Source organism: Pseudomonas sp. URMO17WK12:I12, assembly GCF_000514395.1.
GTDB classification, from domain to species: domain Bacteria; phylum Pseudomonadota; class Gammaproteobacteria; order Pseudomonadales; family Pseudomonadaceae; genus Aquipseudomonas; species Aquipseudomonas mucoides.
Genome location: NZ_AZVV01000004.1, coordinates 349,985 through 362,979, shown reverse-complemented (window position 1 = coordinate 362,979; position 12,995 = coordinate 349,985). Strand labels below are relative to the sequence as shown.

Below are 12,995 nucleotides of genomic sequence, written 5' to 3'. Positions count from 1 at the left end.
TTTGTTGGTGAACCCATTCTCCAGAACACCGCCAATCCAATGTGGGAGCGGCGGTCTCAGGTTTACTCGTGTTCTTCCAGATATTGGAGCGCCATCTGCTCCGTCGCCACCTTGATCGGCGGCAGCAAGTGCGGCGCCACCAGCATCATGATCTGGTACACCACCAGCCTCACCTCACCCTCACGATCAAGAATCCGTTGGTAGTCCAGCGAGAACAGCAGCGTCATTGTGATCTGCTCCACCAACTGCCCCAACGCCTGCGTATCACTGACCAATTGCCCCTGAGCCTTCAACTGCGCGAGCAATGACGCCAGTGTGCGCTTCAGCGCATTGAGCAGGTTGCGTATGCCCTTGGCCAGCTTTGGCAGGCGTCCGGCGAGGTTCGACAGGTCCTGGAACAGAAACCGGTAATGCGACAGCCGTTCGACGATCAAGTGCAGGAACAGCCAGTAATCGTCCGGTGCCAGTTCCACATCGGCAGGAGGGTCGAGCAGCGGCGCCAGTTCAGACTGGAAGCGCTCGAACAGCCCGAGAATCAGCGGCTCCTTGCCGTGAAAGTGGTAGTAGAGGTTGCCAGGGCTGATGCCCATCTCGTTGGCAACTTCCATGGTGGAGACGTTCGGTTCGCCTTTCTGATTGAACAACTGCAAAGCACATTCGAGAATCCGGTCGCGGGTTTTCATCCAGTCTTCTTAATGATCGAGTCAGTGCCACGGCCAACGCCGGCCGTGGAGGGTTGAACGTCAGCGCACACGCACGTAAGTACCGGGTGCTGCCTCTTGCGGTGGATAGTTCTGATTGCCGAGGGCCATGTGGGTTTCTTTCAGCGCGCCGGAACGTTGCTGAATCCACTCCAGCCATTGCGTCCACCAGCTGCCGTCGACTTGCTTGGCGTCGTAATACCAGGCGCGTGGGTCGCTGCTCAATTTTGCGCCTTCGACGTAGTTGGCTTTCGGGTTGCTCGGCGGGTTGAGGATGCTCTGCACGTGGCCGCTGTTGGACAGCACGAAGCGTCGTTCACCACCCAGCAACAGAGTCGAGCGGTACACCGCGTCCCACGGCGTGATGTGGTCATTGATGCCTGCGACGCTGAAGCTGTCGACGGTGACTTTCTGCAAGTCGATGGGCGTGCCGCACACTTCAAGGCCGCCCGGGTGGCTCAGCGGGTTGTGTTTGAAGAAGTCCAGCAGATCGCCGTGAAAGGCCGCCGGCAGCCGCGTGTTGTCGTTGTTCCAGTAGAGGATGTCGAACGCGGGCGGCTCTTTGCCGAGCAGGTAGTTATTGACGAAATAACTCCAGATCAAGTCGTTGGGGCGCATCCAGGCGAACACCTTGGCCATGTCACGACCATCCAGCACACCTTTCTGATAGGACTTGCGCTTGGCCGCTTCAAGGGTCTGTTCGTCTGCGAACAGCGTTGCCGGGGAGTCCATCTGACTGTCGAGCAGGCTCACCAGGTAGGTCGCGCTCGACACCCGCCGCAGCTGTCGCTTGGCCTGCAAGTGACCTTGCAGCGCGGCGATGGTCAGCCCGCCAGCGCAGGCGCCCATCAGGTTCACTTCGCGCGCGCCGGTGATCGCCCGGCAGACATTCATCGCTTCTTCCACGGCTTCGACGTAGGTCGACAGCCCCCATTCGCGATGGCGCACATCGGGATTGCGCCAACTGATCATGAACGTCTGCAGGCCGTTCTTGAGGGCGAACTGGACGAAGCTGTTATGCGGGCTCAGGTCGAAAATGTAGTACTTGTTGATCTGCGGCGGTACCACCAGCAGCGGTTTTGAATACTGTTTTTCGCTCATTGGCTTGTACTGGATCAGCTCCAGCAGCTCGTTGCGAAACACCACCGAGCCGGTCGTGGTGGCGACGGTTTTACCCACTTCGAATGCTTGCTTGGTGACTTGCCGGGGCAGGCCGTCGTTGTGCAGGAAGTCGTCGACCAGATGGCTGATACCGCGCACCAGACTGTTGCCGCCAGAATTGAAGATTTCCTTGATCGCCAGCGGATTGAGCAGGGTATTGGACGGCGACACGGCGTCATTGAGCAAGGCAAACGCAAAGTGCGCGCGGGCGCGATCGTCGGGGGACATGGCGCTGTCGTCGATCCAGCTTTTAACCTGTTTCTGCCAGCTCAGATAGGCCTGCAGGCTGCGACGATAAAACGGGTTGAGACTCCACGCCGGATCGGTGAAACGACTGTCCTGCGGGTTGGTCGCGTGCAAGGTTTCACCCAATAAGACACGGCCCAACTGACCGCCCAGTTTCAAGGCGTGTCGGGCGCTGTGCACCGGGTTGCGCAAGCCGTGGGCCGCCACGTTGCGCAGGGTCGAAATCAGGTCCCGGCCGCGCAGGCCGGTAATTGCACTCTGTGCGTTGATGAACGCGGCGGGAGTGGGTAAAGCGTCTCTCGCTGGTTTGTCGCGCATGTCTCAACACTCCTTCGTTTCAAGCCAAAAACAAACTCACTGAACCAGATCACCATAGACGCTGTTGTGGGTTGTTGCGCGGCGCGGCGTCCTGCCGGCCGATGAAGCGACTAACTGCCCAACGGCGTCGGGTGCGGATGCATCACGGCGCGCTGGCGTTCTTCCTCGAGGAATTTCATGATGATCGGTGCCACGGCTTCGGCACGGGTGATCAGGAACAGATGCCCATCATCGATGATGTGCAGCTGGGCATTGGGAATTCGCCAGGCCAGCAGGCGCATGTTGACCAACGGGATCAACGGGTCGTCGTCACCGGCCAGTACCAGCGTCGGCTGGTTGATCTTGTGCAACCAGTGAATGCTGGTCCAGCCCAGGCCGGCAAACAACTGCCAGTAATAACCGAGCTTGCCCGCCGAACGGACTTTCGCTGCGTGGCTGGCCGCCAGGGTGGGGTCGCGACGGAAGGCGCCGCCATAGATCATCGGTGCAATGCGGATCACGTGCGACGGCTGGATGTAGCGTCGTGGGCTGGCCATCATCCACAGCACTTTCGGTTTGCCCGGCACCATGACGGCTCCAGCCGCCGTGGCCGCCAACACAAGTTTTTTGCAGCGCTCGGGGTAGTCATACGCAAATTGCTGGGCGAGGGCGCCGCCCCAGGACACGCCGATCACGTTGACTTGTCCGTAGTCGAGATAATCGAGCATCCGTGCTGTGAGTTTTGCCAGGCCCGGAAAGCGGTACGGCCGATTCGGCGTCGACGAGCCGCCGACACCGGGTACGTCGAACGCAATGACTTCCAGGTCCGGGTCCAATGCCGCGACGAACGGAAACACCAGCTCCAGGTTGGCGCCGATGCCGTTGAAAATGAGCAAGGGCGTCAAGTGAGGCTTGCCGGGGCGTACTGCCGTGCGGAGGGTCTGGCCATCCAGGTCGACGGTACGGAATATAAACGGTTGCGGCATGCTTCAGGCCCTGTGGGTTAATTCATCCCCGATCCCCTGTAGGTGGCGAGCTTGCTCGCGATAGCGGTGAGGCAGACGCAGTTACATTGACTGTGCCGCCGCCTTCGCGAGCAAGCTCGACTCCTGCAGGAGGGTGGGGTGTGTCAGTTACCGCTCATGCACATAAGTACCCGGTGCTGCTTCGCCGGCGGTGAAGGTTTTGTTGCCATAAACCGTTGGGGCCTTCTTCAGTTTGCCCGAACGTTCGGCCAGCCATGTCTGCCAGTGCAGCCACCAGGAATCGGTGTGCTTGGTGGAGTTTTCTTGCCAGTCTTCGGCCTTGGCCGGCATTTCACTGCTGGTCATGTAGCGCGATTTCGGGTTGCCCGGCGGGTTCAGAATGCTCTGGATATGTCCGCTGCTCGACAGCACGAATTCGACCTTGCCGCCAAACAGTTGCGCCGACTTGTAGCAGGACTTCCACGGGGTGATGTGGTCGGTGGTGCCAGCCAGGCTATAAATGTCTGCGGTGACTTGTTTCAGGTCGATTGGCGTGCCGCACACTTCCAGTGCATCGGGACGGATCAGTGGATTACTTTTGAACATCTCGATCAGGTCGCCGTGGAACGCGGCAGGCAATCGGGTGGTGTCATTGTTCCAGAACAGGATGTCGAACACCGGCGGTTCGTTACCCAGCAGGTAGTTGTTGACCCAGTAGTTCCAGATCAAATCGTTGGGGCGCATCCAGGCGAAGACTTTCGCCATGTCGCGGCCTTCCAGCACACCGGCCTGATAGGACTGGCGCTTGGCGGATTCCAGGGTTTGCTCGTCGACGAACAGGGCGACGTCACTGTCCAGAGTGGTGTCCAGCACGCTGACCAGCAGTGTCAGGGCGTTGACCTTTTTCTCGCCGAGTGCCGCGTAATGGCCCAGCAGCGCGGTGCAGGTGATACCGCCGGAGCAGGCGCCGAGCATGTTGATGTCTTTGCTGCCAGTGATGGCGCTAACCACATCGACCGCTTCCTTGAGCGCTTCAATGTAGGTCGACAGGCCCCACTCGCGCTGTTCCTTGGTCGGGTTGCGCCAGCTGACGATAAAGGTCTGCACATTGCTGCGCAGGCAGTAGCGCGCCAGGCTCTTTTCCGGGCTCAAGTCGAATACGTAAAATTTGTTGATCTGTGGCGGCACCACCAGCAGAGGGCGCTCCAAGACTTGTTCGGTGGTCGGCTTGTACTGAATCAGTTCCAGCACGTCGTTGCGGAACACGACAGCGCCTTCGGTCACACCCAGGCTCTTGCCGACTTCGAATGCGCCCATGTTGACCTGGCTCGGCATGCCGCCGTTGTGCACCATGTCCTTGGCCAGATGCGAAAGGCCATCGAGGAGGCTTTTGCCGCCGGTTTCGAAGAAGCGCTTGACTGCCGCCGGGTTGGCCGCCGTGTTGGTCGGGGCCATGGCTTCGGTCATGAGGTTGATCACGAAATGCCCGCGCGCGACATCCTTGGGCGCCAGGTTACTCTCGTCGATCCAGTCGTGGAGCTCCTTGCGCCACGCCAGGTAAGTTTGCAGATAACGTTTATAGAGCGGGTTCTGACTCCACGCCGGATCGGCGAAGCGACGGTCTTCGGGGGTCGGAAGCAGTTCGGATTTACCGAACAACACGTTCTTCAGTTCAAGGCCGAAATGGGCAACATGCTTGGCACTGTGGACCGGTTGTTTGATGGCCTGCCTGAGCACCATGCGAGCAGAAGCCAGTAGATCTTTACCACGCAGCCCAACGACAGGATTCAGCCCTAAAGTGTTTTCCGAGGCTTGATATTTCAAGTCATCGTTATTCTTGTTACTCATCTACGACGCTCCATTGTCCTGAGACGAGTACCTGAGCCTGACTGGGTAGTCACACAGCCAATGCCAGGTACTACTGCTCGGGTGACCGTTAATACTGCATCGCTGCTTTTTAGTTCAGAGAGCCTGCAGGGAACTTGCCAGATCCATTGGTTACCCGAGTTTAATTTTTTTCGCAAGCGGGCCAATCATTGGCCCTGAGGCGGAGCATTCAAACAGATGAAATTAGAAAATGCCCTCTAAAGAGCAAGAGGCCTGACTTAGAGCATCAGCTTGACGACGGATTCGTTTGGGTCGCGGGTTTTTCCAGCGGCTTTGAGCTCGGCAAGATAGTCATCCCAAAGTGCGTCATAACGTCGCGCCAGCTCATAGAGGTATTCCCAGGTGAACAGGCCGCTGTCGTGGCCGTCGTCGAAGGTCAACTTCAGTGCGTACTGACCGGCCGGTTCTACCTTGGTCAGGCCGACATTCTTCTTGCCAAATTGCAGAATGGGTTTGCCGTGGCCCTGGACCTCGGCGGAGGGAGAGTGCACGCGCAGGAACTCGGCGGGCAGGTGATATTCCTCGCCGGACGCGTATTTCAGCGACAGGGTTTTCGAGGCTTTGTGCAGTTTGATGTCGGTGGGGAGCATAGGAAGAGCCTCGGGAGGAAAGCTACAAGCTGCAAGCTTAACTCGATAAGCTTGACGCTTGTAGCTTGCAACTTGAGGCTTACAGAATGTAGCGGGACAGGTCTTCGTTCTGCGCCAATTCGCCCAAGTGGCTGTTGACGTAGTCAGCGTCGATCATGATCACCTTGCCGTCATGGACGCTGGCCAGGTCACCGGCGCTGAACGACACCTCTTCAAGCAGGCGCTCGAGCAAGGTGTGCAGGCGACGGGCACCGATGTTCTCGGTCTTCTCGTTGACCTGCCAGGCAATCTCGGCAATGCGCTTGATGCCGTCCGGCTGGAACTCGATGCCCAGGCCTTCGGTTTTCAGCAGTGCGCAATATTGCTCGGTGAGCGAGGCATGTGGCTCGCTGAGAATGCGCTCGAAGTCTTCCGGCGTCAGCGCCTTGAGCTCGACACGAATCGGCAGACGGCCTTGCAGTTCAGGCACCAGGTCGCTCGGCTTGCTCAGGTGGAATGCACCGGAGGCGATGAACAGGATGTGGTCGGTCTTGACCATACCCAGCTTGGTGTTGACGGTGCAGCCTTCGATCAGCGGCAGCAAGTCGCGCTGTACGCCTTCACGGGATACGTCGACGCCGCCGGAGTTGCCGCGCTTGGCGACCTTGTCGATTTCGTCGATGAACACGATGCCGTGCTGCTCGACCGCTTCCAGCGCCTTGGCCTTCAACTCTTCTTCATTGACCAGGCGGCCGGCTTCTTCATCACGCACCAGTTTCAGTGCTTCCTTGACCTTGAGCTTGCGGCTTTTCTTTTTGCCCTTGCCCATGTTGGCAAACAGGCTCTGCAACTGGTTGGTCATTTCTTCCATGCCCGGTGGCGCGGAGATGTCGACGCCGGCTACATCGGCGACTTCGATTTCGATCTCCTTGTCATCCAGCTGACCTTCGCGCAGGCGCTTGCGGAACAGTTGGCGGGTGTTGGAATCGGTGGCCGATCCGGCGTCTTCGTTACTGAAACCCATGCGAGCCGGTGGCAGCAGGGCGTCGAGGATACGGTCTTCGGCGGCGTCTTCGGCGCGATGGCGAACCTTGGTCATTTCCTGTTCGCGCAGCAGCTTGATCGCCGCATCCGCCAGGTCCCGAATGATCGATTCAACGTCGCGGCCTACGTAGCCGACTTCGGTGAACTTGGTCGCTTCGACTTTGATGAACGGCGCGTTGGCGAGCTTGGCCAGGCGGCGAGCGATCTCGGTTTTACCGACACCGGTCGGGCCGATCATCAGGATGTTCTTGGGGGTTACTTCAACGCGCAGCTCTTCAGGCAGCTGCATCCGGCGCCAGCGGTTACGCAGCGCGATGGCGACGGCGCGCTTGGCATCGTCCTGGCCGATGATATGGCGATTGAGTTCGTGGACGATTTCACGGGGAGTCATGGACATAGTAATTGGCGGTCCTCAGGTAAAAGTGAGCCGTGGCGTGGTGGCCAAAACAGGCTTACTCAGCGAGGTCCTGCTCCTCAATGGTGAAGGTGTGGTTGGTGAATACACAGATGTCGCCGGCGATGCCGAGGGCGGTTTCGACGATTTCCCGGGCCGACAGATCGGTCTTCTTCAGCAGTGCGCTGGCAGCGGCCTGGGCGTAGCCGCCGCCGGAACCCATGGCGATCAGGCCTTCTTCAGGCTCAACCACATCGCCATTGCCGGTGATGATCAGGGAGGCGTCTTTGTTGGCGACTGCGAGCATGGCTTCGAGGCGGCTGAGGGAGCGGTCGGTGCGCCATTCTTTGGCGAGTTCGACGGCAGCGCGAACCAGGTGACCTTGGTGTTTCTCAAGCTGGCCTTCGAAACGTTCGAAGAGGGTGAAGGCGTCAGCGGTGGCCCCGGCAAAACCGGCGATAACCTGGCCGTGGTACAGGCGGCGAACTTTCTTCGCGTTGCCTTTCATCACGGTATTGCCGAGAGAAACCTGGCCGTCGCCGCCCATGACGACTTTGCCGTGGCGGCGAACTGAAACGATGGTGGTCAAGGGAGAGTCTCCACGCAGCGGGGCGAAAATGCCTTATGCCAACTCATATGGGGGTGGTGGAGCGTTTTTCAACTGCGGGATGGGGCGGGAGACGAGCGGTGTGAGTCTGTGAGGGAATTGGGTGTCTATCACGACGCCATCGCGAGCAAGCTCGTTCCCACAGGGTTGGCGCATATCCTGTGGGAACGAGCTTGCTCGCGATGAACGATGACGCGGCGGTCCTGCCGTGAAGTCAGCGGCTTTGGCGTTGTTGTAACAACAGGTTGCTAAACCCTGCGCCGGCCAATTGTTTCTGCGCCGTGGTCAGTTGTTCGCGATTGCTGAACGGCCCGACCAGCACGCGATACCAGGTTTCATCCTTCACCGTGCCTGACTCAACTGCCACGGCCTGCCCCAGCAGAATGATCTGCGCGCGAACCTTGTCCGCGTCAGTTTCCTTGCGGAACGAACCGGCCTGCAGGAAGAACTTGGTCACCGGCGCCGCTTTGGAAACGGGTGGCGCCGGTGGTGGCGTAATCCCGGCCAGAGCGGCCTGAGCCCGCGCCGTGTCGATCTTCGCCGCTTCGGCTGGTGTCACCGGCGTGGTCGGAATGGCTGGCACTTGTGGCGTTGGCAGCGTCTTCTCCGGCACGGCATCCGGCGGCACGATCACTTCCGATTCCGGCAGCAAGGTGTAGAAGTCGTACTTCGGCTTCACCGGTTGCGTCGGGCTCGGCGGGGTCTTGTTGGCCTCGGCGATCTTGGCTTTCTGTTGCTGTTCCACCTTCTCGCGCTTGACCGTGTCGCTGCCCTTGCCGGGCTCCAGTTTCATCAGGAAGACGATGAACGCGCCAACCGTCAGGCCGATGGCCATCCACAGCCAGCCCGGGATCGGCTGTTTTGCAGGAGCTTGGTAACGGCTGGCGCCACGCTTGGGTGCAGGTTTTTTCTTGGCAGCCAACTTACATACGCTCCAGAGTTTCCAGACCCAAGAGTTCCAGGCCTTGCTTGAGAGTGCGGCCGGTCAGCGCGGCGAGGCGCAGACGGCTTTGCATTTGCGCCGGGGTGTCGGCGCCGAGGATCGGGCAGTTCTCGTAGAAACTGGAGAACAGTCCAGCCACATCGTACAGGTAGGTGCAGAGGATGTGCGGCGTGCCTTTATCGGACACGTTGTTGAGGATTTCACCGAACTGCGCCAGTTTCGCCGCCAGTTCGTGTTCGTGTGCCGCTTCCAGCACGATCTGGCCTTCGACTTCGGTGAAGTCCTTGCCCAGTTTGCGGAACACGCCAGCGACGCGGGTGTAGGCGTACAGCAAGTACGGCGCGGTGTTGCCTTCGAAGTTGAGCATCAGGTCGAAGTTGAAGCTGTAGTCGCTGGTGCGGTGCTTGGACAGGTCGGCGTATTTCACCGCGCCAATGCCCACCACCCTGGCGATATTGCGCAACTCGGCTTCGGCCAGTTCCGGATTCTTGTCCTTCACCAGGGTGTAGGCACGTTCCTGAGCTTCGGTCAGCAAGTCGATCAACTTCACGGTGCCGCCGTCACGGGTCTTGAACGGACGGCCATCGGCGCCGTTCATGGTGCCGAAGCCCATGTGTTCCATTTCCATCGGGTGCGTCACGAAGCCGGCCTTGCGCGCCACGGCGAACACTTGCTGGAAGTGCAGGGCCTGACGCTGGTCGACGAAGTACAGCGCGCGATCAGCCTTGAGCTTGCCGCTGCGGTAACGCACGGCCGCCAGGTCGGTGGTGGCGTAGAGGTAGCCGCCATCTGCCTTGACGATGATCACCGGCAACGGGTCGCCGTCGGCGTTTTTGAACTCGTCGAGGAACACGCACTGGGCGCCATTGCTCTCGACCAGCATGCCGGCGGCCTTGAGGTCGTTGACCACGTTGATCAGGTCGTCGTTGTAGGCACTTTCGCCCATCACGTCGGCCATGGTCAGTTTGACGTTCAGCAGTTCGTAGATTTTCTGGCAGTGCGACAGCGAGATGTCCTTGAACTTGGTCCACAGGGCCAGGCAGTCCGGGTCGCCGGCTTGCAGCTTGACCACCAGGCCACGGGCACGATCGGCAAACTCTTCGGATTCGTCAAAGCGCTGCTTGGCCGCACGGTAGAAATTTTCCAGGTCCGACAGCTCGTCGCTGGTGATCGGGTTTTCTTGCAGGTACGCCATCAGCATTCCGAACTGGGTGCCCCAGTCGCCGACGTGGTTCTGACGGATCACGTCGTCGCCGAGGAACTCCAGAACGCGCGCCACGCCGTCACCGATGATGGTCGAGCGCAAATGGCCGACGTGCATTTCTTTGGCGAGGTTCGGTGCCGACAGGTCGACCACAGTGCGCTGCACCGGGCCAGCTTTGCGCACGCCGATGTGGTCGTCGGCGAGGGCGGCATCCAGGCGAGTGGCCAGGGCATCAGTGTTCTGGAAGAAATTCAGGAAGCCCGGGCCGGCGATTTCGGTTTTGCTGACGTTTTCATCAGCCGGCAGCGCAGCGATGATCTTCTCGGCCAAGTCACGCGGCTTCATGCCAGCCGGTTTGGCCAGCATCATCGCGATGTTGCTGGCGAAGTCGCCGTTCTTTTTGTCGCGGGAGTTTTCCACCTGGATCGCCGGCGACAGGCCTTCAGGCAACACACCTTCGTTGACGAGTTGGGTGATGGCTTGTTGGATCAGCTGGCGAATGGTGTCTTTCATGGTGGTCTCTTTCGACCGCAAGCGCGGTGCGCGCTTCGATGCGCTGGTGGAAAAACTGGGCATTATCCGTTGCGAAGACGGGCTTGCCAACTATAGCGGGCAGGTTATGGATATGTGGTGACAAATAGTCAGCCTTCGTCGGAACGCCGCCCGGAGCCTGCTCGCGAAGGCGATCTCTAATTCAATACAAATCCACGGGATCGACATCAAGGGACCAGCGCACCGCCCGCCCGCTCGGCATCTGCTCCAGCACCAGCAACCAGCTGCTCAACAACCGATGCAGCGGCGCCCGGGCCGTGGCCTGCAACAACAGCTGTGCGCGATAGCGCCCGGCGCGACGCTCCATCGGCGCGGGCACTGGCCCCAGCAACTCGATCCCACCCAGATTCTGCTCGGCCAGCAAGCGTTCGGCCTCGCTGCATGCTTCATCCAGGAAGCCTTCAGCCTGCCCCGGTTTATGCGCTTCAGCCCGCAGCAGCGCCAAATGCGCAAACGGTGGCAGTCCAGCGGAGCGACGTTCGCTCAACGCCTGCTCGGCAAAGGCGAAATATCCTTGCTCGGTCAGTTGCACCAGCAGCGGATGGTCTGCCAGGTGCGTTTGGATAATCACTCTGCCCGGCTCTTCCGCCCGTCCGGCGCGGCCGGCCACTTGAACGATCAACTGCGCCATGCGCTCGCTGGCGCGGAAGTCGCCGGAGAACAGGCCGCCGTCGGCGTCGAGAATCGACACCAGCGTCACCCGCGGAAAGTGATGCCCTTTGGCAAGCATTTGCGTGCCGACCAATATGCACGGCTGGCCTTTCTGAATGGTGGCGAACAGCTGATTCATCGCGTCCTTGCGCGATGTGCTGTCACGGTCGACCCGCAACACCGGGACGTCCGGGAACAGAATCGCCAGCCGTTCCTCGGCGCGCTCGGTGCCAGCACCCACGGGGCGCAAATCGACTTTGCTGCATTTCGGGCAACGCCGAGGCACGCGCTCGACGTAGCCGCAATGATGGCAGCGCAGTTCGCCGGAGCGTTGGTGCACGGTCATCCGCGCATCACAGCGCTGGCATTCGGACATCCAGCCGCAGTCGTGACACAACAGCGTCGGCGCAAAACCGCGACGGTTGAGGAACACCAATACTTGCTGGCCAGCGGCCAAAGTCTGGCCGATCGCTTGCTGCATCGGCCCGGAAATGCCGCTGTCCAGCGGGCGGCTTTTGACATCCAGGCGCAGGAAGCGTGGCTGCTTGGCGCCGCCGGCTCGCTCGTTCAGCCGCAGGAGGCCGTAACGGCCGGTGTAGGCGTTGTGCAGACTTTCCAGTGAGGGTGTGGCGGAGCCGAGGACAATCGGGATGTTTTCCTGGCGGGCGCGGACCAGTGCCAGATCGCGGGCGTGGTAACGCAAGCCTTCCTGCTGTTTATAGGAGCCGTCATGCTCTTCATCGATGATGATCAGACCGGGGTTTTTCATCGGCGTGAACAGCGCCGAGCGGGTGCCGATAATGATGTCGGCGTCACCGTCCCGCGCGGCAAGCCAGGCTTCGAGGCGTTCTCGGTCGTTAACCGCCGAGTGAATCAGCGCGATGCGCGCATTGAAGCGCTGCTCGAAACGCGCCAGGGTCTGCGGGCCGAGGTTGATCTCCGGGATCAGCACCAGCGCCTGCTTGCCGGCCTCGAGGGTTTCGCGGATCAGCTGTAAATAGACTTCCGTCTTGCCGCTGCCGGTGACGCCGGCCAGCAGAAACGCATGATAGCTGTCGAACCCGGCGCGAATCGCTTCATACGCGGCGCGTTGTTCCGGGTTGAGTGGCAATTCCGGTTGCGCCAGCCAGTGCTCGTGGCGTGCGCCGGGGGCGTGTTTGCGGATTTCGACCTGGACCAGGTCTTTGGCCAGCAACAAATCCAGGCTGTCCTTGCTCAGCATCAGTTTGCTCAGCAACTGATGCGCCACGCCGTGGGGATGCTGGGCCAGTGTCGCCAGGGCTTCGCGCTGGCGGGGCGCGCGGGCAATGCGCGGGTCATCCAGGCTGGCGCCCGGTGCGGCGGACCAGAAGCGTTCCTGGCGCGCTTCGGCCAGTTCGCCCTGACGCAGCAACACCGGCAGCGCCCAGCTCAAGGTGTCGCCGAGGCTGTGCTGATAATACTGGGACGTCCACAGGCACAGCTTGAATAGTGCGGGCGGCAGTGGCGGCGTGGCGTCGAGCAGGGCGATCGCCGGTTTGAGCTTTTCTACCGGGACTTCGCTGGTGTCGGTGACCTCCACCAGAATTCCGATCATTTCCCGTCGACCGAACGGCACCCGCAGGCGCATGCCCGGTTGCAGCTGGGCACGCAGGACTCCGGCCGGGGCACGGTAATCGAACAGGCGGCGCAGCGGCGAAGGCAGGGCGAGGCGCAAAATGGCGTCGGGCACGCGGGGGATTCTCTTTGGGCGGGCAATAAATGAAAAACCGGGCGCATACCCTGTGGGAGCGAG

11 protein-coding genes are annotated in these 12,995 nt (G+C 60.5%); 1 reads left to right on the top strand and 10 read right to left on the bottom strand.

The window, feature by feature from the left end; translation table 11 throughout:
• Positions 1-62: 62 nt before the first annotated feature.
• The 9 genes from D882_RS0104395 to argS all read right to left on the bottom strand — a co-directional run bounded on the left by D882_RS0104395 (position 63) and on the right by argS (position 10,531).
• Complete coding sequence (locus tag D882_RS0104395) at positions 63-683, bottom strand: TetR/AcrR family transcriptional regulator (RefSeq protein ID WP_027922113.1); 621 nt, start codon at positions 681-683, stop codon at positions 63-65.
• A 60-nt stretch (positions 684-743) separates the two neighbouring features.
• The gene (gene phaC / locus D882_RS0104390) at positions 744-2,426 is read right to left on the bottom strand and encodes a class II poly(R)-hydroxyalkanoic acid synthase (protein ID WP_027922112.1); all 1,683 of its coding nucleotides are present in this window, start codon (positions 2,424-2,426) and stop codon (positions 744-746) included.
• Between the two features lie 110 nt (positions 2,427-2,536).
• The gene (gene phaZ / locus D882_RS0104385) at positions 2,537-3,391 is read right to left on the bottom strand and encodes a poly(3-hydroxyalkanoate) depolymerase (RefSeq protein ID WP_027922111.1); all 855 of its coding nucleotides are present in this window, start codon (positions 3,389-3,391) and stop codon (positions 2,537-2,539) included.
• Positions 3,392-3,538: 147 nt separating this feature from the next.
• Complete coding sequence (phaC, locus tag D882_RS0104380; protein ID WP_027922110.1) at positions 3,539-5,218, bottom strand: class II poly(R)-hydroxyalkanoic acid synthase; 1,680 nt, start codon at positions 5,216-5,218, stop codon at positions 3,539-3,541.
• Positions 5,219-5,475: 257 nt separating this feature from the next.
• Positions 5,476-5,847 (bottom strand): gamma-butyrobetaine hydroxylase-like domain-containing protein, encoded by a 372-nt coding sequence (locus D882_RS0104375; RefSeq protein ID WP_027922109.1) that lies wholly within the window; start codon positions 5,845-5,847, stop codon positions 5,476-5,478.
• Between the two features lie 79 nt (positions 5,848-5,926).
• Entirely contained in the window at positions 5,927-7,267 is a 1,341-nt protein-coding gene (hslU, locus tag D882_RS0104370; protein ID WP_027922108.1) for an ATP-dependent protease ATPase subunit HslU, read from the bottom strand.
• A 55-nt stretch (positions 7,268-7,322) separates the two neighbouring features.
• Positions 7,323-7,853 carry an ATP-dependent protease subunit HslV gene (gene hslV / locus D882_RS0104365; RefSeq protein ID WP_007899242.1) on the bottom strand — a complete coding sequence of 177 codons (531 nt, stop codon included), beginning with the start codon at positions 7,851-7,853 and terminating at the stop codon, positions 7,323-7,325.
• Positions 7,854-8,085: 232 nt separating this feature from the next.
• Positions 8,086-8,793: an SPOR domain-containing protein gene (locus D882_RS0104360; protein ID WP_027922107.1), complete on the bottom strand. Its 708-nt coding sequence runs from the start codon at positions 8,791-8,793 to the stop codon at positions 8,086-8,088.
• A 1-nt stretch (position 8,794) separates the two neighbouring features.
• On the bottom strand, positions 8,795-10,531 hold the full coding sequence (gene argS, locus D882_RS0104355; RefSeq protein ID WP_027922106.1) for an arginine--tRNA ligase: 1,737 nt from the start codon (positions 10,529-10,531) through the stop codon (positions 8,795-8,797).
• Here argS and D882_RS1000000133085 point away from each other — a divergent pair.
• On the top strand, positions 10,530-10,652 hold the full coding sequence (locus D882_RS1000000133085; RefSeq protein ID WP_256218298.1) for a hypothetical protein: 123 nt from the start codon (positions 10,530-10,532) through the stop codon (positions 10,650-10,652). The genes argS and D882_RS1000000133085 overlap by 2 nt on opposite strands.
• 60 nt (positions 10,653-10,712) lie before the next feature.
• Here the strand turns inward: D882_RS1000000133085 and D882_RS0104345 are convergent, their stop codons facing one another.
• Positions 10,713-12,932 (bottom strand): primosomal protein N', encoded by a 2,220-nt coding sequence (locus D882_RS0104345; protein ID WP_027922105.1) that lies wholly within the window; start codon positions 12,930-12,932, stop codon positions 10,713-10,715.
• Positions 12,933-12,995: the final 63 nt, after the last annotated feature.

Bases quoted from the DNA above. Each gene is read 5' to 3' on its own strand.
- argS (WP_027922106.1), bottom strand. From the start codon at position 10,531: ATGAAAGACACCATTCGCCAGCTGATCCAACAAGCCATCACCCAACTC.
- phaC (WP_027922112.1), bottom strand. From the start codon at position 2,426: ATGCGCGACAAACCAGCGAGAGACGCTTTACCCACTCCCGCCGCGTTC.
- hslU (WP_027922108.1), bottom strand. From the start codon at position 7,267: ATGTCCATGACTCCCCGTGAAATCGTCCACGAACTCAATCGCCATATC.
- D882_RS0104375 (WP_027922109.1), bottom strand. From the start codon at position 5,847: ATGCTCCCCACCGACATCAAACTGCACAAAGCCTCGAAAACCCTGTCG.
- D882_RS0104395 (WP_027922113.1), bottom strand. From the start codon at position 683: ATGAAAACCCGCGACCGGATTCTCGAATGTGCTTTGCAGTTGTTCAAT.
- phaZ (WP_027922111.1), bottom strand. From the start codon at position 3,391: ATGCCGCAACCGTTTATATTCCGTACCGTCGACCTGGATGGCCAGACC.
- phaC (WP_027922110.1), bottom strand. From the start codon at position 5,218: ATGAGTAACAAGAATAACGATGACTTGAAATATCAAGCCTCGGAAAAC.
- D882_RS1000000133085 (WP_256218298.1), top strand. From the start codon at position 10,530: ATGGTGGTCTCTTTCGACCGCAAGCGCGGTGCGCGCTTCGATGCGCTG.